General features: G+C 63.7%; 21 protein-coding genes and 1 pseudogene. 6 read left to right on the top strand and 16 right to left on the bottom strand.

Going from position 1 to position 26,205, the window contains the following annotated elements:
- Window positions 1-38 precede the first annotated feature (38 nt).
- The 4 genes from ACREYQ_RS01540 to ACREYQ_RS01525 form a co-directional block, all read right to left on the bottom strand.
- A complete protein-coding gene (locus tag ACREYQ_RS01540) occupies window positions 39-1,115 on the bottom strand; it encodes a branched-chain amino acid ABC transporter permease (protein ID WP_432259060.1) in 1,077 nt (358 codons plus the stop codon).
- A gap of 166 nt (window positions 1,116-1,281) precedes the next feature.
- Window positions 1,282-2,196: a branched-chain amino acid ABC transporter permease gene (locus ACREYQ_RS01535; protein ID WP_013955386.1), complete on the bottom strand. Its 915-nt coding sequence runs from the start codon at window positions 2,194-2,196 to the stop codon at window positions 1,282-1,284.
- An 11-nt stretch (window positions 2,197-2,207) separates the two neighbouring features.
- On the bottom strand, window positions 2,208-3,170 hold the full coding sequence (locus tag ACREYQ_RS01530; RefSeq protein WP_432259059.1) for an ABC transporter ATP-binding protein: 963 nt from the start codon (window positions 3,168-3,170) through the stop codon (window positions 2,208-2,210).
- 14 nt (window positions 3,171-3,184) lie between these two features.
- Window positions 3,185-5,143, bottom strand: a complete 1,959-nt coding sequence (locus ACREYQ_RS01525) for an AMP-dependent synthetase/ligase (RefSeq protein ID WP_432259058.1) — start codon at window positions 5,141-5,143, stop codon at window positions 3,185-3,187.
- A gap of 278 nt (window positions 5,144-5,421) precedes the next feature.
- Between ACREYQ_RS01525 and ACREYQ_RS01520 the strand changes: the two genes are divergently transcribed.
- Together ACREYQ_RS01520 and ACREYQ_RS01515 are read left to right on the top strand one after the other, a co-directional pair.
- Window positions 5,422-6,090: a Crp/Fnr family transcriptional regulator gene (locus ACREYQ_RS01520; protein ID WP_432259057.1), complete on the top strand. Its 669-nt coding sequence runs from the start codon at window positions 5,422-5,424 to the stop codon at window positions 6,088-6,090.
- A gap of 1 nt (window position 6,091) precedes the next feature.
- Window positions 6,092-6,514: a DUF3293 domain-containing protein gene (locus tag ACREYQ_RS01515; protein WP_432259056.1), complete on the top strand. Its 423-nt coding sequence runs from the start codon at window positions 6,092-6,094 to the stop codon at window positions 6,512-6,514.
- A gap of 30 nt (window positions 6,515-6,544) precedes the next feature.
- Here the strand turns inward: ACREYQ_RS01515 and ACREYQ_RS01510 are convergent, their stop codons facing one another.
- The 7 genes from ACREYQ_RS01510 to ACREYQ_RS01480 all read right to left on the bottom strand — a co-directional run bounded on the left by ACREYQ_RS01510 (window position 6,545) and on the right by ACREYQ_RS01480 (window position 15,396).
- Complete coding sequence (locus ACREYQ_RS01510; protein ID WP_432260336.1) at window positions 6,545-6,853, bottom strand: hypothetical protein; 309 nt, start codon at window positions 6,851-6,853, stop codon at window positions 6,545-6,547.
- A 136-nt stretch (window positions 6,854-6,989) separates the two neighbouring features.
- Window positions 6,990-7,721, bottom strand: coding sequence for a M48 family metallopeptidase (locus tag ACREYQ_RS01505; protein ID WP_432259055.1), 732 nt, complete (start codon window positions 7,719-7,721; stop codon window positions 6,990-6,992).
- 14 nt (window positions 7,722-7,735) lie between these two features.
- On the bottom strand, window positions 7,736-10,942 hold the full coding sequence (locus ACREYQ_RS01500; RefSeq protein ID WP_432259054.1) for a type I restriction endonuclease subunit R: 3,207 nt from the start codon (window positions 10,940-10,942) through the stop codon (window positions 7,736-7,738).
- Window positions 10,942-12,114, bottom strand: a complete 1,173-nt coding sequence (locus ACREYQ_RS01495; RefSeq protein ID WP_432259053.1) for a restriction endonuclease subunit S — start codon at window positions 12,112-12,114, stop codon at window positions 10,942-10,944. Before ACREYQ_RS01495 ends, ACREYQ_RS01500 begins: the two co-directional genes overlap by 1 nt.
- Window positions 12,111-13,178 (bottom strand): virulence RhuM family protein, encoded by a 1,068-nt coding sequence (locus tag ACREYQ_RS01490; RefSeq protein ID WP_432259052.1) that lies wholly within the window; start codon window positions 13,176-13,178, stop codon window positions 12,111-12,113. Before ACREYQ_RS01490 ends, ACREYQ_RS01495 begins: the two co-directional genes overlap by 4 nt.
- Window positions 13,175-14,743, bottom strand: coding sequence for a type I restriction-modification system subunit M (locus ACREYQ_RS01485; protein WP_432259051.1), 1,569 nt, complete (start codon window positions 14,741-14,743; stop codon window positions 13,175-13,177). Before ACREYQ_RS01485 ends, ACREYQ_RS01490 begins: the two co-directional genes overlap by 4 nt.
- Before the next feature lie 53 nt (window positions 14,744-14,796).
- Complete coding sequence (locus ACREYQ_RS01480) at window positions 14,797-15,396, bottom strand: restriction endonuclease subunit S (RefSeq protein ID WP_432259050.1); 600 nt, start codon at window positions 15,394-15,396, stop codon at window positions 14,797-14,799.
- A 152-nt stretch (window positions 15,397-15,548) separates the two neighbouring features.
- On the opposite strand from ACREYQ_RS01480, the gene ACREYQ_RS01475 reads away from it, so the two are divergent.
- Window positions 15,549-15,764, top strand: a complete 216-nt coding sequence (locus tag ACREYQ_RS01475; protein WP_432259049.1) for a DUF1484 family protein — start codon at window positions 15,549-15,551, stop codon at window positions 15,762-15,764.
- Between the two features lie 99 nt (window positions 15,765-15,863).
- On the opposite strand, the gene ACREYQ_RS01470 is transcribed toward ACREYQ_RS01475, so the two are convergent.
- The 4 genes from ACREYQ_RS01470 to ACREYQ_RS01455 form a co-directional block, all read right to left on the bottom strand.
- Window positions 15,864-16,718, bottom strand: coding sequence for a 3-hydroxybutyryl-CoA dehydrogenase (locus tag ACREYQ_RS01470; protein ID WP_432259048.1), 855 nt, complete (start codon window positions 16,716-16,718; stop codon window positions 15,864-15,866).
- Window positions 16,719-16,780: 62 nt separating this feature from the next.
- Window positions 16,781-17,218 (bottom strand): HIT family protein, encoded by a 438-nt coding sequence (locus tag ACREYQ_RS01465; RefSeq protein ID WP_432259047.1) that lies wholly within the window; start codon window positions 17,216-17,218, stop codon window positions 16,781-16,783.
- 143 nt (window positions 17,219-17,361) lie between these two features.
- Complete coding sequence (gene icmF / locus ACREYQ_RS01460; protein WP_432259046.1) at window positions 17,362-20,652, bottom strand: fused isobutyryl-CoA mutase/GTPase IcmF; 3,291 nt, start codon at window positions 20,650-20,652, stop codon at window positions 17,362-17,364.
- A gap of 387 nt (window positions 20,653-21,039) precedes the next feature.
- The gene (locus tag ACREYQ_RS01455; RefSeq protein ID WP_432259045.1) at window positions 21,040-21,378 is read right to left on the bottom strand and encodes a DUF2917 domain-containing protein; all 339 of its coding nucleotides are present in this window, start codon (window positions 21,376-21,378) and stop codon (window positions 21,040-21,042) included.
- A gap of 211 nt (window positions 21,379-21,589) precedes the next feature.
- Between ACREYQ_RS01455 and ACREYQ_RS01450 the strand changes: the two genes are divergently transcribed.
- Window positions 21,590-22,996, top strand: coding sequence for a PLP-dependent aminotransferase family protein (locus ACREYQ_RS01450; RefSeq protein WP_432259044.1), 1,407 nt, complete (start codon window positions 21,590-21,592; stop codon window positions 22,994-22,996).
- An 18-nt stretch (window positions 22,997-23,014) separates the two neighbouring features.
- Here ACREYQ_RS01450 and ACREYQ_RS01445 read toward each other — a convergent pair.
- Window positions 23,015-23,362: pseudogene (locus ACREYQ_RS01445) on the bottom strand (amino acid permease C-terminal domain-containing protein); the annotation flags it as partial.
- Window positions 23,363-23,662: 300 nt separating this feature from the next.
- Between ACREYQ_RS01445 and ACREYQ_RS01440 the strand changes: the two are divergent.
- Both ACREYQ_RS01440 and ACREYQ_RS01435 read left to right on the top strand, forming a co-directional pair.
- Window positions 23,663-23,989 (top strand): hypothetical protein, encoded by a 327-nt coding sequence (locus ACREYQ_RS01440; protein ID WP_432259043.1) that lies wholly within the window; start codon window positions 23,663-23,665, stop codon window positions 23,987-23,989.
- Between the two features lie 86 nt (window positions 23,990-24,075).
- Window positions 24,076-26,187 (top strand): phosphocholine-specific phospholipase C, encoded by a 2,112-nt coding sequence (locus tag ACREYQ_RS01435; protein ID WP_432259042.1) that lies wholly within the window; start codon window positions 24,076-24,078, stop codon window positions 26,185-26,187.
- Window positions 26,188-26,205 lie beyond the last annotated feature (18 nt).

Genomic DNA, 26,205 nt, shown 5'->3' with positions numbered 1-26,205 from the left:
TCACACAGGAACTGCGGTAACACAGGCACCCCGCCCCGTCAGTGCGGGAAAGGCCACAACCTCAGCTTCTCCTTGGCGATCTGCCACAGCCGGGCCAGCCCGTGCGGCTCCACGATCAGGAAGAAGATGATCAGCCCGCCGAACACCATCAGCTGGATGTGCGAAACGGTGGCATTGGTGAACGGCAGGTGCAGCAGCGCGGCCAGCGGCGGCAGCACGTTGTCCAGGAAGATCGGCAGCAGCAGGATGAAGGCCGCGCCCAGGAACGAGCCCAGGATGCTGCCCACCCCGCCGATGATGATCATGAACAGCACGCGGAACGACAGGTCCAGCGAGAAGCCGTCGGGCTCGACCGAGCCCAGGTAGCAGAACGCGTACAGCGCGCCGGCCACGCCGCAGTAGAACGAGCTGACCGCGAACGCCAGCAGCTTGGTGCGCATCAGCGGGATGCCGATCACCTCGGCCGCCACGTCCATGTCGCGCACCGACATCCAGGCGCGCCCGGTGGCCGAGCGCACCATGTTCTTGGCCGCCAGCGCCAGCACCGTGACGATGGCCAGCACGAACAGGTACTTCTTCACCGGGGTGTCGATGGCGACGCCGAACAGGTCCAGCCGCTGCGCCGTGATCACGCCCGACGAACTGTTGTTGGAGAACCAGGGAAACTTGGTCAGCGCCCACACCACGAAGAACTGCGCCGCCAGCGTCGCCACGGCGAGGTAGAAGCCCTTGATGCGCAGCGACGGCAGGCCGAAGGCCACCCCCACCAGCGCCGCCGACAGCCCGGCCAACAGGAATGACAGCAACACCGGGATGCCTTCGATGCGCAACTGGAAGTTGTAGGCCGCGTAGGCACCCACCGCCATGAAGGCCGCGGTCCCGAGCGACAGCTGGCCGGCATAGCCGGTCAGGATATTCAGCCCCAGCGCCGCCAGCGAAAAAATCAAGAACGGGATCAGGATGGCCGAGAACCAGTATTCCGACCCGACGAACGGGATCGCCAGGAAGGCCACGGCCATCAGCACGGCAAAGCCGATGCGGTCCTGGCGAATGGGGAAGATCTGGCTGTCGGCGACGTAGCTGGTCTTGAACTGGCCGGCTTCACGATAAAACATCTTTGTCTCCTTCCTGCTCGTCGCTCCCGCGAAGGCGGGAGCCCAGCGGCTTTGAAGCGATGGCGGATAAAGTCACTGGATTGCTCGCTGCGCTCACCCTGCGGGCCGTCCTGCGGACGTCCAATGCACTAACGTGCATTGTCCCGCCTGCGCGGGAATGACGGGCTTAGACGCGATCGATATGCTTTTCGCCAAACAGCCCCTCCGGGCGCACCAGCAGGAACAGCAACGCGAACACATACGGGAACCACCCTTCGATGCCGCCGAAGTTGCCGCCGAACATCGACTGGAACACCGGCGGGATATAGATCTCGGCCAGCTTCTCCGAGGCGCCGATGATCAGCCCGCCGACAATGGCGCCGGGCACCGAGGTGAAGCCGCCCAGGATCAGCACCGGCAGCGCCTTGAGCGCGGTCAGCGTGAGCGCGAACTGCACGCCATTGCGCGAGCCCCACAGCATGCCCGCCACCAGCGCGACAAAGCCGGCCACGCCCCATACGATGGCCCAGATGTTCTGCAGCGGGATGCCCAGCGACAGCGCCGCCTGGTGGTCGTCGGCCACCGCGCGCAGCGCGCGCCCGACCTTGGTGTACTGGAAGAACAGCGCCAGCGATCCCACCAGGACGCCGGCGATGGCCGCCGCCGCGATGTCGAACTTGGACAGCACGATATTGAAGTTGGTCAGGATCGACTCGATCGGCTCGTCGACAATGCCCAGGTTGATCGGGCGCACTTCATTGCCGAACAGCAGCGGCCCCAGGCCTTCCAGGAAGAACGACAGCCCGATGGTGGCCATGAACAGCGTGATCGGCGGCTGGTTGACCAGCTTGCGCAGCACGAAGCGCTCGGTGCTCATGCCCACCAGGATCATCACCACGAAGGCGCCGATCACCGCGGCCCACATCGGCAGGCCCTTGTCCATCAGCCCCACCACCGCCAGCGCGGCGAAGTAGACCATCGCGCCCTGTGCAAAGTTGAACACGCCCGAGGCCTTGTAGATCAGCACGAAGCCCAGCGCCACCAGCGAGTACATCAGGCCCGACAGCAGGCCGCCGATCAGGATTTCAAAGAAGAACGTCATGGTTCAGACCCTCAGTGCGAAGTGCCCAGGTACGCCTTGATCACGTCAGGGTTGCCCTTGACCTCTTCCGGCGTGCCGTCGCCGATCTTCTTGCCGTAGTCGAGCACCACCACGCGGTCGGAGATATCCATCACCACGCCCATGTCGTGCTCGATCAGCACGATGGTGGTGCCGAACTGCCGGTTCACGTCCAGGATGAAGCGGCACATGTCCTGCTTCTCTTCCACGTTCATGCCGGCCATGGGCTCGTCCAGCAGCAGCATCGAGGGCTCGGCCGCGAGCGCGCGCGCCAGTTCCACGCGCTTTTGCAGGCCGTACGGCAGGCGTCCCACCGGGGTCTTGCGGATCGATTGGATCTCCAGGAAGTCGATCACTTCCTCGACCTTCTGGCGATGCCGCATCTCTTCGTTGCGGGCCGGCCCCCACCACAGCGCGTGCGCGAACAGCCCGGTGCGGAACTGCGTGTTGCGCCCGGTCATGATGTTGTCCAGCACCGTCATGCCCTTGAACAGCGCGATGTTCTGGAAGGTGCGCGCGATGCCCTGGCGCGCCGCGGCGGTCGGGTGCATCTGCTTGCGCTCTTCGCCGCGGAACACGATGCGTCCCTGCTGCGGGTGGTAGACGCCGTTGATCACATTGAGCATGGAACTCTTGCCGGCGCCGTTGGGGCCGATGATGGCGCGCACCTCGTGCTCGCAGACATCGAACGAGATATCGGTCAGCGCCTTGACCCCGCCGAACGACAGCGAGATATGCTGCAGGTCCAGGATCACCTCGCCGCCGGTGCGCGCCTGCTCGCCGGTGCGCTGCGCGCGCTGCGTGCCGGGATGCGCGCCGCTGTCATCGGCCAGCCCCGCCGGAGACATCGGCCCCGCCGGGGCGATCGCGCCGCCGCCGCCGGCACCGCTGGCATCCGTGCGTGCCGTCCCCGCCCATTCGCGCTGCCCCGCGCCTTGCCAGGCTACTTGCGTCATCTTGCTGCCCTCGCTCATGCCGCGCGCGCCGCCACCGGCAGGCGCTTCGCATTGACCAGCTTCAGCGTGGCCGACACGCTGCCCTCGCGCCCGTCTTCAAACTTGACGCGCGTCTCGATGAACTGCTCGGACTTGCCCGCATAGAGCGCCTCGACCAGCACGCCGTATTTCTCGGCGATAAAGCCGCGGCGCACCTTGCGCGTGCGGGTGAGCTCGTCGTCGTCCGGGTCCAGTTCCTTGTGCAGGACCAGGAAGCGCGCCACCTGCGAACCGGCCAGCATCGGGTCGTTGGCCAGGTCGGCATTCACCTGGTTCACGCACTCGCCGATCATCTCCAGCACGTCGGGCTGCGCGGCCAGGTCGACATAGCCTGCGTACGGCAGGTGCCTGCGCTCGGCCCAGTTGCCCACCGCCTCGAAGTCGATATTGATAAAGGCGCAGACCTGGTCGCGGCCGTTGCCGAAGGCCACCGCTTCCTTGATGTACGGGAAGAACTTGAGCTTGTTCTCGATGTACTTGGGCGCGAACATCGAGCCATCGGCCAGCTTGCCCACGTCCTTGGCGCGGTCGATGATCTTCAGGTGGCCGTCGGCGTCGATCACGCCGGCGTCGCCGGTCATGAAGTAGCCCTCGTCGTTGATGGCCTCGCGCGTGGCGTCGTCGCGCTTGTAGTAGGACTTGAGCAGTCCCACGCCGCGCACCAGCACCTCACCGTTGTCGGCAATGCGGATCTCCATGCCGGGCGCGGCCGGGCCCACGGAATCGAACTTGACCTTGCCGTCGGGCTGCAGGCACACATAGGCGCAGGTCTCGGTCTGGCCGTAGAACTGCTTCAGGTTCACGCCGATCGAGCGATAGAAGCGGAACAGGTCCGGGCCGATCGCCTCGCCCGCGGTATAGCCCACGCGGATGCGGCTCATGCCCAGCACATTACGCAGCGGACCGTAGACCAGGACCTCGCCCAGCGCATAGCGCATGCGGTTCGCCAGCGACACGGGCTGGCCGTCGAGGATATCGGTGCCGCAGCGGCGCGCTACGTCCATGGCCCAGTTGAACAGCTTGCGCTTGATCCAGCCGGCGTCGTCCATGCGGATCATCACCTGCGTCAGCAGCCCTTCATAGATGCGCGGCGGCGCAAAGTAATAGGTGGGGCCGATCTCGCGCAGGTCGGTCATCACCGTTTCGCGCGATTCCGGGCAGTTCACCGTGAAGCCCGCCACCATCGCCTGCGCGTATGAGAACAGGTTGTCGCCGACCCATGCCATCGGCAGGTAGGACAGCACGTCATCGTCCGCGCTGAGCTTGTCGAAGGCGCAGCCGTTGCGCGCCGCGCCGATCAGGCCGTAGTGCGAATGGCAAACGCCCTTGGGCTTGCCCGTGGTGCCGGAGGTATAGAGGATGATCGCGGTGTCGTCGGGCTGGCCGGCGGCGATGGCCTCGTCATAGAAGCCGGGATGGGCCTGGTCGAATTCGCGGCCCAGTTCCTGCAGCTGCTCGTAAGACATCAGCGACGGGTGGTCATAGTCCATCAGGCCGCGCGGGTCTTCAAAGATGATGTGGCGCACGGCGCGGCCGGACCCGGCCAGCTGCGCTTCCACCTCAAGCAGCTTGTCGACCTGCTCCTGGTCCTCGACGATGGCGAACTCGATCTCGGCATCGTTGAGCACGTAGACCATCTCGTTGGCAATGGCGTCCTGGTACAGCGGCACCGGCACGCCGCCCAGCGCCTGCGCCGCGGTCATGGCCCAGTACAGCCGCGGACGGTTGTCGCCCACCACCGCCAGGTTCATGCCGCGCCTGAAACCGAGCGCGGCCAGCCCGCAAGCCAGCGCCCTCACCTGCTGCGCCGCCTGGGCCCAGCTGTATGTCTGCCAGATGCCGAGATCCTTCTCGCGATACGCCGGATGATCCGGCCGCTGCTGGGCGTGCGCCAGCAGCCATCGCGGGAAGGTCGTCGCCGACGATTCCTGCATCGCTGTCTCCTGTCCCTCCGGCGTGGGGGTCCACGCCCGGTGTCAAGCGCCGGTCCGGTCGTTATACTTGGCTTGCTTTGCCCGGCGGCACCTGCCGCATCGCATCAAGCCCGTTCGTGCCTGTTTTCAGCGCGCCGGGACAGCGTCTCCGCCTTCCCCGGCGTGCCGCTGGTGGCACCCGCGGTTCCGTTGTGATCGTACGATAGCCCATGCCAACCACCCCGGTTGTCACGCCGGTGACAATTCCGGGTTAATCCCTACCGGAGCTTCCGCAGGCCATGCTGAACGATTTTGTCGACCGCTGCGTGTGGGCAGCAGACCTGAGCCCCGAGCAGCGGGAGCGCGTGCGCCGCGCCATGTTCGTGCACGAGTACAGCCAGGGCGACTACGTCTGCCACAAGGGTGATATCGCCGAGCACTGGATGGGCGTGCTCGAAGGCATCGTCAAGATCACCACGGTGTCGCCCTCGGGCAAGTCGGTCACCTTCACCGGCGTGCCCACCGGCGGCTGGTTCGGCGAAGGCGCGGTGCTCAAGTCGGAGATCCGCAAGTACGACGTGATGGCGCTGCGCCGCTCCACCATCGCCTTCCTGCCGCGCGACACTTTTCAGTGGTTGCTGGATACCAGCCTGCCGTTCACGCGCTTCCTGCTGACGCAGTTCAACGAGCGCCTGGGGCAGTTCATTGCCGCGGTGGAATACGAGCGGCTGCTCGATATCGATTCGCGCGTGGCGCGCGCGGTGTCGTCGCTGTTCAATGAGCACCTGTACCCGGGGATCGGCAAGACGCTGGAGATCTCGCAGGAAGAAATCGGCCTGCTCGCGGGCATCTCGCGCCAGCGTGCCAACCAGGCGCTCAAGGTGCTGGAGCAGCAGGGTCTGGTGCGGGTGGACTATGGCGTGATCGAGGTGCTGGACCTGGATGGGTTGCGGCAGTACGGGGAATGACGTGGCCAGCGCCATCGATGCGGCCACCTTGCAGGCTTATCGCGAAACCCGTTACCGCGTGCTTGGCGAGGTGCCGATGACTTTGCGCATCGACGCTCCCAGTACGCGGCTGGCGGCGCTGCACAGCGCGTTGGGGGTCGCGTGCAGCGCCTTCATTACCGCCGCCAACCCGTTCAGCCAGCGCTGCGATGACAGCGCCAACGCCACGCGCCAGCAGGCGCTGGCGCAGGACCTGGCGCGGCTGGGACTGGGGACGATTGGCGGCGCTGGCGAGCATCCGTCCAACGGCTGGCCGGCGGAGCCGAGCTACCTGGTGCCCGGGCTGTCGCTGGAAGATGCGCGCGCGCTGGGCGAGAAGTACGGGCAGAACGCGGTGGTGTGGTGCGGCGCGGATGCGGTGCCCAGGCTGGTACTGCTGCGCTGAGCAAACCGTCGGCGCATTCGCGCATCCGCATCAGTGACGATGACCGTGGCCATGCCCATGATGGTGATCGCCACGGTACTCGCGATACCCGCGCCGATAGCGCCACGCATCTCGCCCATACCAGCGGCGGCCATCCCAGTAGCGGTCGCCACGCCAGCCGTGGTAACGCGGCGCGTACACCACCGGCGGCGGCGGCGCCACATACACCGGAGCCGGGGCCACATAAACCGGGGCGGGCGTACCGACCTGGACACCGACATCGACATGAGCCATCGCCGAGCGGGCGGCAAGCAGGGACATCGCACCCGCAAGCAGGGCAGCAACGAGAACCGGAGGCAACATTGGAGTTCTTCTTTGTCGTACTCAGGAGGTGTGCACTCTACCGCGCATTCCTGTTACCGGATGCGGCGGAGTGTTTCGGCATATAACGCGGTGTAAGCGGGATTGAAGCGGCCTTGGGCGGGCACAGCCCGTTTCAAAGCAGCGCCTCTTCGAGTCGCGCCTTCCATTTCTGCCAGTCCGGCATACGTTCAGTCAGAAGCGCGAAGAAGCCATTGCTGTGATCCCGATGCACCAGGTGGCAAAGCTCATGCATGACGACGTACTCGATGCAGCGGCGGGGCGCCTGGATCAAGCGGGAATTCAAAGTCATCTGCCCGCCGGGCGAGAGACTCCCCCAACGGCCTCGCATTTCGCGGATGACTATATTCGGACAGGTCAAGCCACGCGTGCCAAAGGCGCAAAATGCCTCACTCACCACTTTGATATACAAATCGCGCGCATGGTCCAGATACCAGCGATGCAGAAGCACGCGCACGCGCTCCGGCGTAAGCGCTGTCGGGCTTGCCACGACTATTTCCCCGCGCGTGAGCTTCACCAATTCCTGAATGGCGACCGGGTCATTCGCCAGCACCCGCAGGCGATACTGCCGCCCCAGATATCGATGCGACTCCCCACTCAGGAACTGCCGCGGGACCCGGGGCGCCGTATAGCGTTCATAGCGCGCGAACATTGCAAGCTGTCGACTGATCCAACTGGCACGCAGGTTGAGCTTTTCCTGGACGGTTGCGTCATCGCAGTCCCGGGGGACCAGTACCCGCACGCTGCCGTCCGGATGCACCTCAATGCCGAGGGTCCGGCGCGCTGGCCGCTCTTCCACGACAAAGGCGATGGCTTCGCTTCCATATGTCAATACGCCGGTCGTCATGCCAATTCCCTGCATCAACCCACCATCCGATGTCTGGCGAGTTGCATCGCGTCGTCCATGATCGCGTCCATCTCATCCGTAGACAGGGGCAGCGCCTTTTCGCCTTTCACGACGTCATACAGGTAGTCATCAAATTCGTTCTGCGTGCGACGTTGCGCATCGTCGTCGGCCCAATACCCCACCTTCCAGTTCCTCTGGAGGATGGACCACATGTCGATGGCGGTCTCGGCTGCGATGGCCGCAGCTCGCTCAGTCTCGGCAATATGGGCTGCGACATACGGCTTGAGCACCCCGTATAAAGCGGTGGCATGCTCATTGCCGGACAGTTGCGCAGGGGCGTCGTCCGAACGGCGGTGGACCACCGCGTCCTTGAGCTCCAAGACCCGGTTCAGGTATTCCAGGTCGGAAATCCGCTGCGCGCGAAAATCGTCGATGGTCTGTTGAATCAGCTTCGAGAACTTCTCATAGAAGGCCGGATCCTGTTCCAGCCGCTCTGAGATCGCCTTCTTGGTGGCATGCGCAATCATGTCTGCCTTGGCGGCAGAGGACTTCGCCTGCCCCTGCTCTGCAAGGGTCTGATTGAACGCCTGTTCGTCAAAGATGTTCACCGGCTCATTCAGCCTGAGCACATCACTGGCTGCGATATGGGTATCAAGCAGCTTCCGGATCTTGGCCTCGAAATCGCGATAGTCGATGGCCTCGGCGTAGCGCAACTTCACCGCGGTCCGCAGATTGGCAAAGCGCCTGAGGTCGTTCTTGTACGCAGCGAGCTTGTTGTCCGGCGTGGAAAGCACGAACCGCTCCGACGACATGGCTATCGATAGCGTCTTGGCGTAGGCATGCAGGCGCTCATAGAACATGTGCCGCAACTTCTCGTCACCCAGCAGCAGCTCGTAACTCTCTTCGTCATTCCGATTGGCAATCGTCTTGAACAAGTCCAACAGATCGGCATGCCGCTGGGGCAGCCTCGCCACTTCCTCGTTGATGCTGCTGAGCGCGCCATTCAGGTCGGCCTCATCGAATTCGGCCAGCGCGTTATAGGTGGTCAGCGCGTGATCCAGTTCGCCCAGCACGCCGGCGTAGTCGACGATGTGACCGAAATCCTTGGGCCGGGCACCGTCTTCATCGTCAAACAGGCGATTCACGCGGGCAATGGCCTGCAGCAGCGTGTGCTCGCGCAGCTTGCGGGTCAGGTAGAGCACGGTATTGCGCGGCGCATCAAAGCCGGTCAGCAGCTTGTCCACCACGATCAGGATCTCCGGCGCCTCGCTGTGCTTGAACTGGTTGATGACCTGCTTGTTGTACTCCTCTTCCGAGCCGTAGCGCTTGATCATCTTTTCCCAGAACGCCACCACCGCATCGGTCGGCGCTTCGTCCGTTTCCTCGTTGCCCTCGCGAATATCCGGCGGCGAGATAATGACCTCGGATGTGACGTGCCCCAGTTCGTTCAGCACCGCCTGATAGGCCAGCGCGGCCGCCTTGCCGGGCGCTACCAGTTGCGCCTTAAAGCCGGTCCCCTGCCAGTTCTGCCGGAAGTCTTCGCTGATATCGAAGGCACGCATGTAAATCACTTGCTCGGCCTTGTTCAGCGTCTCGGCGCGGCTGTACTTGCGTTTCAGGTCCGCCTTTTGCGCGTCGTTCAGGCCTTGGGTGTGCCGCTCAAACCATGTGTCGATGGCCTTGCTATTGGGCTCCATCTCGACGTGCCTGGCCTCATATAGCAGCGGCACCACCGCACCATCCTGTACCGCCTGGCTGATGGTGTACGCATCGATCAAACCGCCGAACTTGCTGAAGTTGTTCTTCTCCTTCTTCAGCAGCGGCGTGCCGGTGAAGCCCAGGTAGCAGGCCATCGGGAACATCTGCCGCATGCGCGCCGCAAAGCTGCCAAAGTTTGTCCGGTGGCTCTCATCCACCAGCACAAAGATATTGGCGGAATCCTCCACGTGCTTCTTGACCGCCAAGGCCTTGTCAAACTTGTGGATCAGCGTGGTCACGATATGCGCCTTGCTCTCCGACACCAGTTCAAGCAGATGCCGGCCGCTGTCCGCCCTGTCAGGGGACAGCCCGCAGGCAGCAAAGGTGTTGCCGAGTTGCTTGTCCAGGTCCACACGATCGGTCACAAGCACGATGCGCGGGTTGCGGATCTCCGGATCCATTGCCAGTGCACGCGCCAGCATCACCATGGTCAGCGACTTGCCGGAGCCCTGCGTATGCCAGACAATGCCGCCCTGACGGCGGCCCAGCTCGTCACGGTGCTTGACCCGCTGAAGAATGCGCTGGATGGCAAAGAACTGCTGGTAGCGGGCAATCTTGCGAATGCCGCCGTCGAACACTGTGAACTGCAGGGCGAGGGCAAGCAAGCGTTCCGGGCGGCACAGGCTGTACAGGGCCCGGTCCTGCGCCGTGATGGCACGTTCCTTTCGGTACGGTGCCCGCTCCTGGCTCACGCCCAATCCTTCAGCCACGAAATCATAGAGTCCGGACTTGGTTTCCGTGCTCAGCGGCTCATCCATGACGGCGCGCAGTTCCGCCTGCGCAATATCCTCTTTCCATACCGCCCAGAATTTCTTCGGGGTGCCGGTGGTGGCATACCGGACTTCATTCTTGTTGGTGGCAACCGTCAACTGCACATAGCTGAACAGCTTTGGGATGTACTCGTCGCGCTGATTGCGAATGCACTGCGAGACTGCCTGCTCCACACCCACCTGCGGCGCCTTGCATTCGATCACTGCGAACGGAATGCCGTTGACGAACAGCACCAGGTCCGGGCGGCAGGCCTCAGTGCTGCGGTTGCGCTCCACCGGGAATTCGGCGCAGATGTGATAGGCATTGGCCGTCCAGTCCCGCCAGTCAATGTAGTTGAGCGTAAAGCTTTTGCTGTCGCCCTCTACCGATTGTTCGAGCGCTACGCCCAACGTCAGCAAGTCGTAGACCGCCTCATTGGTCTTTAGCAGGCCGTCGTACCTGATGTTCTTCAGCCGCTGGATGGCGGTCTGGATGTTTTCCTCCGAGAAGCGGAACGTCTGGCCCTTGTGCTGGATGCGGTTGTTCTGCTTCAGCCGCTCTCGCAGGATGTCTTCCAGCAGCAGGTTGCCGGACTTGCCGCCGCGTGCCGCGGCGGCCTGCTTGGGAGACAGATAGGTGAAGCCCAGGTTGATCAGCAGTTGCAGCGCAGGAAGCTGCGACAGGTATTCCTCGGTGGACTTGTAGCCTTCCATCAGGCGGCCTCCGCTGTTTGTGCTGGCACGCGCCATTTGCCGGTGAGAAGTTTTTGCATGAGGCCGCGCTTTTGCTTCCTGAGCAGATCTGCATAGCGACATAGCATCGTGATCTCGAGAACTGCTGCGTCCAGAATCTCGACAATTCGTCGCTGCTCGCCGATAGGCGGAAGGTCGAAGGCAAACGCCGCGAGATCACCATAGTAAATACGTACTCGTACGCTTCCGCTACCTGCGGCGCCAAAATGGCTAATCCAGTGGTTGGTAAATCGCAGATGGTTAAGATATTGCGGAAGCAATCTCGCCTCGTCGCACTTGAAGACCACGTAGTCTGGGCTTACTAGCACATCATGCTCAAACTCTGACATCGCAATGGAGCCGATATTCAGCCTCATTGGGTTATATGCAAAGGCGTTCGGAGGCACGAGCTTGTAACGCTCAATATTGGCGGCAATGGTTTCTTCGCGCATAGGTCGCATGCCGCTTTCCTTAGTCACGGCCATAATGAGGCTTCGGCTGAAACGGCCGCGATTTCGTTCAGTTGACTCGCGTGTAACTGCGCGCAACTTTTCCCGCATTGTGTTCGTACCATCTCGAAGCAACCGCTCGCGCAATTGCGAAGTTTGCTCGCGGTGTACCTCAATCAGCCGCTCGGCCTTAGCGATGGCGACATCCCATTCAAGAAGGACATCGCGAATGCTGACCTGCTCCTCCAACGATGGAAGTGGAATGTGAAAGTGGTTCTTGAACGTCGTAGGATTGATGTTCGCCTGGCTAACTGCCCGCGTGGCCAGTTGCCTAATATTGCGCTGCCCCCCTTCACTGGCAAGAATTTGGACCAAGTAGTCGGGATCGACCTTATCTCGATCCAATTCCAGACGTACAAGGTAGGAGGCAAAGACCGCCTTCTGCCTCCCGCGATAGATGCCAGTCTTTCCGACCAGATCTGGGCTATTTGTGCGATTTAGGAGAATGTCGCCATCGTTGAGCAGGTAGTCCTTTGCATCCTCGTCAGTGATGCTGACCCTAACGTCAGGGTCGACTCGAACCCGGCCGCTCTGAATATCCTTCATGCCAACGATCGGCGTGCCTTCGGCAGCTCCAGCCGGAAGCGACAACCCGTATTGCGAGGCGCGGATAACGGCTCCGACTGGCACAGTTTTCCAGATCATTTCTTCCTCCGCTCCTTGCCCACCACCCCCTGCATCTTTTTCACCGCCCGATCAAAGTCCGACTCAATCCTCTGCGTCCGGTTGAACTCGGCGTACTCTGCCAGCGCCTTCTTGTCTGCCTGGATCTTGCTGATTGCACCCTTGCCCATCAGCACCTTGTACTCGTTGAAGGTCAGGAATTTGTCGACGCTGGCTGCCATATCCGCCATGCCCATCTGCACCCGGTTCTCAATCACGTTCTCGATGTAGTCGAAGAATCCGGAGATGGTTCGCTCCAGCCGCTTGATCTCCGGCTCGGCAAGATAGTTCTTGGCAACCGTAACGTCCGAAGCCAGCACGCGGCCATGCGGACCATTTTTCCAGCTCAGCAAACCCATGCCTGGGGCACTATGGTCAGCCTTGTCGTGGATGATCTCGGCGGCCGTCTTCCCCGTAATGGCATAGTGGAACTTGTTCTGCACCATGGCATAGAAGCTCTGCGTGATTTCCGACTTCGGGTCGTAATCCACACTGCATTCGGCGAAGATGTCGGTGATCTGCTGATAGATGCGGCGCTCGCTGGTGCGGATGGAGCGAATCCGCTCCAGCAACTCCCGAAAGTAGTCTTCGCCGAAGGCCTGCTTGCCTTGCTTGAGACGATCGTCGTCCAGTACAAAGCCCTTCTTGATGAACTCCGTCAGGACTTGCGTGGCCCAGATGCGGAACTGGGTGGCGCGCCGGGAACTGACGCGGTAGCCCACGGCAATGACGGCGTCCAGGTTGTAGTGCTTGATTGTGCGCCGTACGCCACGTCCGCCCTCATTTTGAACTACCGAGAAATCCTCGGTAGTTGCCACCTCGGTCAATTCCTCGTCGGCATAGATGTTTTTCAGGTGTTGGCTGACATTGTCCGCCGAGGTTTGGAACAACTCCGCCATCTGGCGCTGAGGCAGCCAGAGGGTCTCGGCATGAATCAGCACGCGAACATGCACCCGCTCGTCGTCGGCGGCGTATAGCAGGAAGGAAGATTCCGCTGAGGCCGGCGGCAAGACTGCAGTGGACGGGACATTGGTCTCCTTGTTCATACGCCCTCCAAGCCCAGAAGTTTCAAGTGTTGGCGCATCTTCGCCCGGACTTCCACCAGCTCCGCCTCCAGCTGCTCGATGTCCTTCTGCAGCGCGGCGATATCAATCTCTTCCTCTTCCTCGAACGTATCCACATAGCGCGGAATGTTGAGGTTGAAGTCGTTCCCGGCCAGTTCTTTCGGGGTAGCCACATGGGCATACTTGTCCCGGCGCTTGCGGGCCTGGAAGGTGGCAACGATTTTGTCGAAGTGCGCGTCGGAAAGGGTGTTCTGATTCTTGCCGGGCACAAAATCTGCACTGGCATCGATGATCAATACGTTGCGCACCCCCTCGCGCACGCCGCCTTTCTCCCGCGCGCGGTCAAAGACCAGAATGGCGACCGGAATGGAGGTAGTGGGAAACAGGTTGCCGGGCAGGCCGATGACGGCATCCAGCAGATTGTCTTCAATCAGCTTCTGCCGGATGCGGCCCTCGGCGCCACCCCGGAACAGCACGCCGTGCGGCACCACGACGGCCACACGCCCTTCTTGCGGCAGCGCACGTTCGATCATGTTGGTGATGAACGCCCAGTCGCCCTTGGACTTGGGCGGCACGCCGCGCCAGAAGCGGTTGTACGGGTCGCGCTCGGCATTGTCGAAGCCCCATTTGTCCAGGCTGAACGGGGGATTGGCCACCACCACATTGAACTTCATTAGCCGGTCGGCCTCGATCAGTGCCGGGCTGTTAAGGGTGTCACACCACTCGATACGGGCGGCATCCTTGCTGTGGACGAACATGTTCATCCGCGCCAGGGCCCAGGTAGAGCCGTTGACCTCTTCCCCGAACAGCGCGTAATTGTGGCTGTCTTGGGCCTCCACAACCTGCGCGGCCTCGATCAGGAGGCTCCCCGATCCGCAGGACGGGTCGCAGATGCGGTCGCCCGGCTTGGGCGCCGCCAGCGTCGACAACAGGCGCGACACCATCCGGGGCGTGTAGAACTCGCCCGCCTTCTTGCCGGCATCGGAACCAAAGCGCTCGATCAGGTAGATGTAGGTGTTGCCGATGACATCCTCTGCAACGCGGCTCGGGCGCAGGTCCAGCTTGACGAAGTCTTCCAGCAGATGCTTCAACCGGCGGTTGCGGTCCTTGGCCTTGCCGAGATTGACTTCGCTGTTGAAGTCAATGTTGCGGAACACTCCTTCAAGCTTGGTCTTGTTGGCCTCTTCGATCTGGTCAAGCACGATATTGATCAGCTCGCCAATATTGCTTTCTCCGCGCCGCTCATATAGCGCGGAGAAGTCCGCCAGGAAGCGATCCTGCACCTTGCCGGCCTTGATGTCCTTCAACTCCACCATCGGCAACACAAAGCGCTCGCGGTCCAGCTTGCGGCGGATGCGCTCGTCATTGTTCCCATATTGCTTCTGGTACGCGGCGTAGTGATCGCCCCACAGGTCGCTGATGTACTTGAGGAACAGCATCACCAGAATGTAGTCCTTGTACTGGGCGGGGTCGATCGTGCCGCGGAAGGTATCGCAGGCCGCCCAGGCGGTGGCGTTGATTTCTTGCTGAGTCACCTTGTCGGTCATGCCTTGTTCCTCTTGTGTCATGCGTGGTCGTGGCGGTTGCACACGACCCGGGTTCAGTTAGTGCTGGCGCGGTGGCCGGCGCCTTGCGCGGTTTGCATCAGCAGCTTGTCAGTCAGCGCTTTGCGCCGATCGAGCAGCATGCCGGCTAGTCTGGCTTCAGCTGCCGCAAGGCGCCCGATCTCTACGATCTTTTGCTGGACTGCCAGCGGCGGCACCGCAACTGCGAGTTCTTCCAGCACCGCCTTGCCGATCATCTTCACGGCTGTGCCAGCCGCCTGCGAGGCCAGCACGCTTTGCGTCGCCGGCAGGTTGATGAACCACTGCAGGTAAGCCGGCATGATGCCCGGCGAATAGGGACGGATCAGCATCATGGGGGCGGCAAGAACGGTCCGCCCGAGCGGCGCAGCCACCAGCGCCGCCGAGTTGGAGCCGCCACGCGACCGGAACAACAGGTCGCCTTCCATGACGAAGTGCCGCTCCCTCAGTTCAGGCATTGCAATGCGCGCGAGCCCCTCCGGGTGGAAGAGGTCGGCATCATCAATGTCCTTCATCTGGATGACAGACACGTCCCCAGCGAGCAGTGGCTCCAGCCGACTTCGAAAGGAGTAGCCCATTCTCACTTCCGCGAGATCCGCCAGTTTCTTGATTGGCATGCAGAAAATCGATTCCTGTATTTCACAAAGCCGTGACGTGAATGGATCATATGCGATGTGATCCCCACAGTCAAACGCTGTAAAGTGATTTCTGGATTCAATGATCCAACCGGGAGTTCACCCGGACAACCCTTTGCCGAAGGAGAACCACTGTGGCAGCACAATTCACGAAGCTAACTGAAGAAGTCGCCGAAACTGTTATGGAAGGTTGCGACGCGCTATTGCGCGTCAGCGCCGGGATGCAGTCGATCCTGACCTTGCTCGATCTTGAAGAGGAGTCTGCCGATGCCTTGGGACTGCATTGCCTGCTGGCACCGCTGAAGGCGCGGCTGGACCAGGCGATCAACCTGATTCAGAAATCGTTTTGAGGAGCGCTGCAAACGGAAAAGGCCGGCGCCGGACCCATGTCCAGTCGCCGGCCTCTCACCGACAAACCCTCCCAGCAGAGGGTCAGGTCAACGCACGAATCACTTGCTATACACGTACACGCCACGACCAGTCTTGCGGCCCAGGTAGCCCGCGGCCACCATTTCGCGCATCAGCATCGCAGGCCGGTACTTCGGATCGGCGAACTCGGTGTACAGCACTTCCATCACGGCCAGCATGGTGTCCAGGCCGATCATGTCGGCCAGCGCCAGCGGCCCGATCGGGTGGTTGCAGCCCAGCTTCATGCCTTCGTCGATCTCTTCCGGCGAGGCCAGGCCTTCGCCCAGCACGCAGAAGGCTTCATTGATCATCGGGCACAGGATGCGGTTGACGACGAAGCCCGGGCTGTTCTTGACCGTGATCGGGTACTTGCCGAGCTGCTTGGACAGGCCCTCGACGGCGGCGTGCGTGGCGTCGCTGGTCTGCAGGCCGCGGATCAGTTCCACCAGCGCCATCACCGGCACCGGGTTGAAGAAGTGCATGCCGATAAAGCGGTCGGCGCGCGAGGTCACGGCGGCCAGCTTGGTGATCGAGATCGACGACGTGTTCGACGCGATGATCACGTTCTCGCCGACGATGCCGTCGATCTGCTTGAGGATCTTGACCTTCAGGTCGTAGTTCTCGGTGGCGGCCTCGATCACGATATCGGTGGCCTTGAGATCGTCATACGCCGTGCTGCCCTTGATGCGCGCCAGCGCGGCGGCCTTTTCGGCCTCGGTCAGCTTCTCTTTCTTGATCAGCCGGTCCAGGCTGCCCGCCACGGTGGCGACGCCCTTCTGCACGGCGGCGTCGCTGATGTCGACCATCACCACGTCGAGGCCTGCCACTGCGCAGGCCTGGGCGATGCCATTGCCCATGGTGCCGGCACCGACGATGCCCACTGTCCTGATGCTCATCTTGTCTTCCTCTGCTTGGTTGGATCGTTGATTAATCGGTTCAGGCGCGGTTCAGGCGCGGTTCAGGCGCCCTGCTCGCGCAGCGCGGCGATGATGCGCTCGGCGTGGCCCTTGAGCAGTTCCGGGTCCTGCATCTCGCGCGCGTGGCCGCGCAGCGCGCTGTCGGCATAGCGCGGCACGATATGGAAATGCACGTGCGGCACGGTCTGGCCCGCGGCCGCGCCGTTGAACTGGCCGATGGAGATGCCGTCGGGCGCAAACGCCGCGCGCACCGCGCGCGCCACCCGCTGCGTGGCGACGATGGCGGCCTGCGCGCCGTGCTCGGACAGGTCGAACAGGTTGACCGCGGCTTCCTTGGGCACCACCAGCGTATGGCCGTCGGCCTGCGGCATGATGTCCATGAAGGCGATGGTGTCGTCGTCCTCGTACACCTTGAGGCACGGCATCTCGCCGCGCAGGATCTTCGCGAAGATATTGTTCGGGTTGTACTGGGTGTCCATGATCTCTGGCTTGCTGTGGTCTCGAATGCGATGTGCCGTGGCGCGGCCGCCGGCGCAGCCTTTGAGTGTAACGCAGGGCGGCCCTTCACTGCGGCCGCCCTGCGCGGTAATCGGGCACGGCTTGATGCGCGGTGCCGCCGGGTCTACATATTGCGCCGGTACTGCCCGCCCACCTCGAACAGCGCATGCGTGATCTGCCCCAGCGAGCAGACCCGCACCGCTTCCATCAGCACCGCGAACACGTTCTGGTTGTCGATCACCGCTTGCCGCAGCCGCTGCAGCATGGCCGGCGCCTCGGCCGCATGGGCCTGCTGGAAGGCCTGCAGGCGGTCAAGCTGGCTCTGCTTCTCGGCCTCGCTGGAGCGCGCCAGTTCCAGCTTCTGCGGGATCGGGTCGCCGTTAGGGTTGCGGAAGGTGTTCACGCCGATGATGGGCAGCGTGCCGTCGTGCTTGAGCTGCTCGTAGTAGAGCGACTCTTCCTGGATCTTGCCGCGCTGGTAGCCGGTCTCCATCGCGCCCAGCACGCCGCCGCGCTCGGCAATGCGCTCGAACTCCTGCAGCACCGCCTCTTCCACCAGGTCGGTCAGTTCCTCGATCAGGAAGCTGCCCTGGTTGGGGTTCTCGCACCTGGCCACGCCCCATTCCCGGTTGATGATCAGCTGGATCGCCAGCGCGCGCCGCACCGACTCGCCGGTGGGCGTGGTGATGGCCTCGTCGTAGGCGTTGGTGTGCAGCGAGTTGCAGTTGTCGTAGATCGCGATCAGGGCCTGCAGCGTGGTGCGGATATCGTTGAAGTCGATCTCCTGCGCATGCAGCGAGCGGCCCGAGGTCTGGATGTGGTACTTCAGCTTCTGGCTGCGTTCGTTGGCGCCGTACTTGTCGCGCATGGTCACCGCCCAGATGCGGCGCGCCACGCGGCCCAGCACGCTGTACTCGGGGTCCATGCCGTTGGAGAAGAAGAACGACAGGTTGGGCGCGAAGTCGTCGATATGCATGCCGCGCGCCAGGTACGCCTCCACATAGGTGAAGCCGTTGGACAGCGTGAACGCCAGCTGCGAGATCGGATTCGCCCCGGCCTCGGCGATGTGGTAGCCCGAGATCGACACCGAGTAGAAGTTGCGCACCTGGTGGTGGACAAAGTACTCCTGGATATCGCCCATCACCTTGAGCGAGAACTCGGTGGAGAAGATGCAGGTGTTCTGGCCCTGGTCTTCCTTGAGGATGTCGGCCTGCACCGTGCCGCGCACGTTCTGCAGCACCCAGGCGCGGATCTTGGCTTCCTCGTCGGCGCTGGGCTCGCGCTGGTTGTCGGAGCGGAACCTGTCGAGCTGCTGATCGATGGCGGTGTTCATGAACATCGCCAGGATGGTAGGCGCCGGTCCGTTGATGGTCATCGACACCGAGGTGCTGGGGCTGGTCAGGTCGAAGCCGTCGTACAGCACCTTCATGTCGTCGAGCGTGGCGATCGACACGCCCGAGTTGCCGACCTTGCCGTAGATGTCGGGGCGCACATGCGGGTCTTCGCCGTACAGCGTGACCGAGTCGAACGCGGTCGACAGGCGCTTGGCATCCATCCCTTCGGAAACCAGCTTGAAGCGCCGGTTGGTGCGGAAGGCATCGCCCTCGCCGGCGAACATGCGCGTGGGGTCTTCGTTCTCGCGCTTGAAGGCGAATACGCCGGCGGTGTACGGGAAGCTGCCGGGCACGTTCTCGCGCATCAGCCACTTGAGCACCTCGCCGTCGTCCTCGAAGCGCGGCAGCACCACCTTGCGCACCTTGGTGCCCGACAGCGTGGTGGTGACCAGCCCGGTGCGGATTTCCTTGTCGCGGATCTTCACCACGTATTCATCGCCGCTGTAGGCCTCGCGCATCCGCGGCCACATCGCCAGCAGCTTGCGCTCGACATGGCCCAGCGCGCTGTCGCGTTCGGCGGCCAGCGCGTCCAGCGCGGCGCCGTCGCCTTGCGCGGCCTGCAGCATGCGGCTGGATTCGCGCAATTGCTGGCGCTCGCGCGCGATGCGGCTTTGATCCATCACGCGGCGATGGTAGGCGCGCACGGTATCGGCCAGCTCGGCGAGGTAGCGGCTGCGCGCCGGCGGCACGATCACGTTCTGGCCGGTGGAGATGCGGCCCTGCTGCACAGGCAACACGCCCGGCTTCAGCTTCAGGCCACGCGCGGCCAATGCCTCGCGCAGGCCCTGGTAGAGCATTGTTACGCCATCGTCATTGAAGCGCGACGCCTGCGTGCCGTAGACCGGCATGTCCTCGGCCTTGCCGTGCCACTGCTCGCGGTTGCGCAGCACCTGCTTGGCCACGTCGCGCCAGGCATCCTGCGCGCCCTTGCGGTCGAACTTGTTGATGGCGACAAAGTCGGCAAAGTCCAGCATGTCGATCTTCTCGAGCTGGCTGGCCGCGCCGAACTCAGGCGTCATCACATACAGCGACAGGTCCGCGTGCGGCACGATGGCCGCATCGCCCTGCCCGATCCCTGAGGTCTCGACGATCACCAGGTCGAAGCCCGCCACCTTGCACGCGGCGATCACGTCGGGCAGCGCCTGCGAGATCTCGGAGCCCGCCTCGCGCGTGGCCAGCGAGCGCATGAAGATGTTCGGGTGGTTGATCGCATTCATGCGGATGCGGTCGCCCAGCAGCGCCCCGCCCGACTTGCGCCGCGACGGGTCGATCGAAATCACCGCGATGGAGAGCGCATCCTGCTGGTCCAGCCGGAAGCGGCGGATCAGTTCATCGGTCAGCGACGACTTGCCGGCACCGCCGGTGCCGGTGATGCCGAGCACGGGGATGGTTGCGCTGGCAGCCTGCGCATGCATGGCCTGCACCAGCGCCGGGTCGGCCTTGCCGTTCTCCAGCGCTGTGATCAGCTGCGCCAGCGCGCGGCGGTCACCTGCGGCAACCGGGTCCAGGCTGGCGGGCGCATAGCGCGACAGGTCGATGTCGCAGCGCTGCACCATGTCGGCAATCATGCCGGCCAGGCCCATGCGCTGGCCGTCCTCCGGGCTGTAGATGCGCGCCACGCCATAGGCCTGCAGCTCGCGGATCTCGTCCGGCACGATCACGCCGCCGCCGCCGCCAAACACCTGCACATGCTCGCCGCCCTTTTCGCGCAGCAGGTCGACCATGTACTTGAAGAACTCGACATGGCCGCCCTGGTAGCTGGAAATCGCAATGCCCTGCGCGTCTTCCTGCAGCGCCGCCGTCACCACTTCCTCGACGGAGCGGTTATGCCCCAGGTGGACCACCTCGCAGCCGTGCGACTGCAGGATGCGGCGCATGATGTTGATCGAGGCGTCATGGCCGTCGAACAGCGACGCCGCCGTGACAAAGCGCACCTTGTTGACCGGACCGCGGCCCTGCGCGGCGGGCTTGGGCTGGGGCGCCCCGCGGCGCACATCCTGCACATCGGAAAGGTCGGTCATGGTCTCCACCGTCTCTGGTGTTGGCTGCCACCGCGGCGTGCGCCGCCGGCTTGGCTGCGCGCGCGGGCGGGGCGCCGCGGTTGGGGCCGATCGATTATATGGCGTTGACGTTAACGTCAATCAATGGGGCGGAACCCCGAGGCCGGACGGGTCCTGCCCCTATAGAGTAGGCGCCCCTGAAAGGCAAAAGGCCACCCGCAGGTGTAATGCCGTTCAGTTAAGGTATCAAACGCTACCGTCATTCCCGCGCAGGCGGGAATTCAGCGTCTTTCACGTCCCCTTCGGGGATGAAGTCACTGGGTTCCCGCCTGCGCGGGAACGACAGTGGTTAACTGAACGGCATTACACCCGCAGGTGGCCTTTTCCGGCAAAAAAGTGAGCGGTCGCTCAGGCCCAGATCCTCGGGCACTCGCCGAACGCATCCGTGCTGTGCTCCTCTGCCCGGTGCCGCATCACCCGCAGCCACGCCGCCAGCCGGCGCAGCGACCATGGCGCCGGCACCTGCGCCAGCGTGAAGCGCGCCCCCGCGCCATCGCCCGACAGCCACACCCGGTAGCCCTCCGGCAGTGCAAGCTCGGCACCCGGCGTCAGCCAGATGTCGTTCGGGTTGCCTTCGACCGTCACCCACAGCCTGCCCGCCACCGCGCAGACGGTCTGCCCGTAACCGGCGCGCCAGCTTACCGGGTGCCCAGGCTTGTCCAGTTCGAAAGTCCGTAGTTCGCGCATGTCCTGCTCCTCGTCAGCCCGGCGGTCGCGTCGGGCGCCGGCCCGTGGATGCCATGTCGTCACGGTCGCCGGCGCCCTCCTCCGCCATGCTTCCATTATTCGCATCTGTTACTACAATCCCATGTACAGTTGTGAACAGTTTTCGATGAACTGTTCAGTAGTTTTTCCTGACAGTTGTGTCCCCCGCCAACCCTCCCCCACGAGCCCGCTCATGAAACTCATCCTGGATGCTTCCACCGGCATTCCACTGACCGAGCAGATCGTCGAAGGCGTGAAGTCGTGGATCGGCAACCGCGAGGCCCGCCCCGGCGCGCGGCTGCCGTCGATCCGGCAACTGGCCGCGGAAAACGGCATCAGCCGCTTCCCTGTCATCGAGGCCTACGACCGGCTGGTGTCGCAGGGGCTGCTGGATTCGCGCCAGGGGTCGGGCTTCTATGTGGCGGACAGTCCGCTGGCGGGACGCTCGGCACGCGGCTGGTCAGACCCAAGCCTGGCCGAGGACCTGTCCGACCACATCATTGAGCAGTTCAACCACCCCAGCGGCACGCTCAAGCTGGCCGGCGGCTTCGTTCCCGAGTCCTGGCGCGACGTGGAGGGGCTGACACAGGCTATCCGCGCGATCTCGCGCAACGAGATCGACAGCGTGATCCACTACGCCACGCCGATGGGCCATCCGGAGTTGCGCCGCCAGGTGCTGCTGCGCGTGCGCCAGCTGGGCATCGCCGCCGAACTGCCGCAAGTGCTGATCACCACCGGCGCCAGCCAGGCGCTGGACCTGGTGGTGCGCCACCTGCTCAAGCCCGGCGACACCGTGTTCGTGGAAGACCCCGGCTACTACAACCTGTTCGGCCTGCTGCGGCTGCACGGGGTGCAGCTGGTGGGCGTGCCGCACACGCCCGACGGCCCCGACCCGGACGCCACCGAGGCGCTGCTGCGCCAGCACAAGCCCAAGCTGTTCTTCACCAACAGCGTGCTGCAGAACCCGACCGGATCGACGCTGGCGCCGCCGGTGGCGTTCCGGCTGCTGGAGCTGGCGCGCCGGCATGGCTTCCGCTTTGTCGAGGACGACATCTTCTCGGACTTCCAGACCCACTTCACCGACCGGCTGGCCACGCTGGACCAGCTTGAGCACGTGATCTACATCGGCGGCTTTTCCAAGACGGTGTCGGCCTCGCTGCGCATCGGCTATCTGGTGGCCGACAAGGCGCTGATCAAGGACCTGGTCGATGTGAAGGTGCTGACCAGCGTGGCCGGCTCGCACTTTGCGGAAGCGGTGACAGCGGCGCTGCTGGAGCGCGGCGGCTACCGCAAGTTTGTGGAGCGGCTGCGCCTGCGCGTGCGCGAGGCCTCGGCCAATGCGGTGCGGCAGCTCGCCGGCAACGGCTGGGAGGTGTTCTGCCAGCCCTCGGGCGGCAACTTCCTGTGGGCGCGGCCGCCCGGCATCGCGGATTCGCGCGAGCTGGTGAAGCTGGGCGAGGAATACGGCGTGACGCTGGCGCCGGGCAACTACTTCCGCCCGGGCGGCGAGACCTCGGCATGGATCCGGATCAACGCCGCCTATGCCAACGAGCCGCGCGCGGTGGCCTTCATGAAGGCCGCGGCCGAGCGCGGCAGCTGAGGGCGGCACTGAGGCGGTTCAGCCGCCGTGGTTATGCAGCACGGCGTTGCGCCGCGCGTAGGCAAAGTAGATCACCAGCCCCACCGTCAGCCACACCAGGAAGGCAATCCAGGTCAGCGCCTGCAGGTGCGCCATCAGAAACAGGCAGAAGCCGATCGAGAGCAGCGGCACCACCGGCACGCCCGGGCAGCGGAACGCGCGCGGCAGCTCGGGCAGCAGGCCGTCGCGCGACATCGCAAAGATCACGCGGGTCTGGCCATAGGTCATCACCAGGATCACCGTGGTCATGCCCAGGATCGCGCCCAGGTCGACGAAGCCCGCCACCCAGTTCTGCCCCGCGAACTGCAGCGCCAGCGAGACCGGATGGGCCAGGCGCCAGCGTCACTTGCACCGGGGCACTGCGTCAACGCGTTGCAAGCTGATTGCCATAGCACGATGCCCGTATGAAATGTCGATTGTTTCAGGCGAGTCGTGATACCCAGCAATCCTCCGCAGCCCGCACAGGAATCTGGCTCCAGCCGTATTGAGCGCAGTTTGATCGCGCTCTTTGCCCGCTGGGTCATACCCCACCACTGTCGGGTTCACAAAACAGTCATCCTGCCACTCTAGAGTGGCCACGCCCGAACGCGTCCCCGCACGGGCGCTCGCACCGCCAGGAGATGGATTTTGTCTGTCAGCTACCAAGGAAGCCGCAAGCCGCAATGCCAATGCTGCACAGTGTTCCGGCATGGGCTGCTCGCTGCGTTCGTCGCTCTGGGCTGTGTGGTCGCCAGCGCGTGCAGCGACCGCGAAGCCGCGCCCGCTGCAGCATCTGCGGGAACCGTGCAGGATGCGCGCCTTAGCCCGACCCAAGCGGAACTCGCGGCGCGCGCATCAGCCGATGCGCAGTCCGCGGGCCAAACGCTGCCCTCCGCGATGAACGCGCCGCTTGCCACGCCGGCCGCGCCTGCCTCGGGGGATCTTGTGCCGCCCGTGATGCACGCTGTCGACTGACGCATTATGCGTTTTCCGGGACGCACGCCAGCCACCAACGGGTGCGCGCCCTTCCTCCCCCCAATCTCTTTGCCGACAGAGGGACCATGACCTCCAACAGCCGACGTGACTTTCTGCGCTCCGCCGCCCAGGCGGCCGGAGCCGCCGCAGCGATGGGCGCACTGCCCGAGGGCATTCGCAATGCGCTTGCCATCCCTGCGCACAATGCGACCCGTAGCCTCGAGGACGTAAAGCATATTGTGATCCTGATGCAGGAGAACCGCTCCTTCGACCACTACTTCGGCACGCTCAGGGGCGTGCGCGGATTTGGCGACAAGCAGGCCATCGCATTGCCGGATGGCAAGCCGGTGTGGTACCAGCCGATCGCCGCGGGCGCAGGCCATGTCCTGCCGTTCCGGCCCAGCGCGCCGGACCTCGGCATGCAGTTCCTGCAGGATCTGCCGCACGACTGGAACACCACCCACGCGGCATGGAATGGTGGCCGCTACGACCAATGGGTGCCGAGCAAGGGTACGACGACAATGGCCTACCTGACGCGCCAGGACATTCCGTTCCACTACCGGCTCGCCGATGCCTTCACAGTCTGCGACGCCTACTACTGCTCCGGAATGACACCGACGGATCCGAACCGCTACTACATGTGGACTGGCGGCCTTGGCAATGACGGCACCGGCGGTGGCCCCGTGATTGACAACGCAGAGGCCGGCTATGGCTGGTCGACCTATCCCGAGGTGCTGGAGCGCGCAGGCATCTCCTGGAAGATCTACCAGGACATCGGCACCGGCCTGGATGCCAACGGCTCGTGGGGCTGGACGCAGAACGCCTACATTGGCAACTACGGCGACAACGCGCTGCTCTATTTCAATCAGTACCGCAATGCGCAGCCGGGCAGCCCGCTGTACGAAAAAGCCCGCACCGGCACCAACGTGTCGGCGGGCGGCAGCTATTTCGACATCCTGAAGCGCGACGTGCAGAACAATACGTTGCCGCAGGTGTCGTGGATCGTGGCACCGGAAGCCTACAGCGAGCATCCGAACTGGCCCGCCAACTATGGGGCGTGGTACATCGACCAGGTGCTGCAGGTGCTGACGTCGAATCCCGAGGTGTGGAGCAAGACCGCCCTCATCATTACCTACGACGAGAATGACGGCTTCTTCGACCATGTGGTGCCGCCGTTTGCCCCGGCGTCGAGCGCGAATGGCTTGTCGACCGTGGACACGACCGGCGAGATCTATCCTGGCGATGCGAAGAACGTGGCCGGCCCTTTTGGGCTCGGACCGCGTGTGCCGATGATCGTCGTTTCGCCATGGTCGAAGGGTGGCTGGGTGTGCTCGGAGGTCTTCGACCACACCTCGATCATCCGCTTCATCGAACAGCGGTTCGGGCGGCAGCATAGCCTGGCCGAGTCGAATATCACGCGCTGGCGCCGCGCCATCTGCGGCGATCTCACGGCCGCGTTCGATTTCGCCAGTCCGAACGACGCGTTCCCGGCCTTGCCGGGCACAGGCGCCTATGTGCCGCCTGACCAGAAGCGCCACCCCGACTACGTGCCGTTGCCGCCGGCCGTCCAGGCCGTGCCGAAGCAGGAGCCCGGCACGCGGCCGGCGCGTGCGCTCCCCTATGAGCTCTTCGTTCGCGGGCGGGTGGACGTGTCCCTTGGCAAGTTCCGGGTTGAGTTCATCAATGCCGGCCGCGCCGGCGCGGCGTTCCAGGTTTACGCGGCAAACAGCCTAGAAGCGCCCCGCACCTATACCGTCGAAGCGGGCAAGCGTCTTGCTGACAGCCTGCTGCCCGGCCCCGGCGGCGGCTTCAACTACACCGTGCACGGACCTAACGGATTCGTGCGTCAGTTTGCCGGCCTGCTGCCCCTTGCGAGCGCGCTCACGGGAGGCGAGCTCGCCCTGCCGGAGGTCACGGAGGCCTACGACGTAGCCAACGGCAATATCCAGCTGCGCCTGAAGAATCCCGGCCGCGTGCGTTGCGAGTTCACCGTTGTCAATGCGTATGATCCGCAGAACGTCATCAAGCAGACAGTGCCTGCAGGCGAAAGCGTCGACCTGTACATCGATCTGCGGCGCTTCTATGGCTGGTACGACCTCGCGGTAACGGTCAGTTCCGATGCAGCGTTCCGGCGTCGGCTGGCCGGACATGTGGAAACGGGCCGGGCCAGCATGAGCGACCCGGCGCTGGGAGCCTGACGGCAAGTCGCGCATGGG

The sequence above is a fragment of the Cupriavidus sp. TMH.W2 genome (assembly GCF_050847365.1).
GTDB lineage: Bacteria > Pseudomonadota > Gammaproteobacteria > Burkholderiales > Burkholderiaceae > Cupriavidus.
This window is presented reverse-complemented; position numbering and strand designations above follow the sequence as displayed.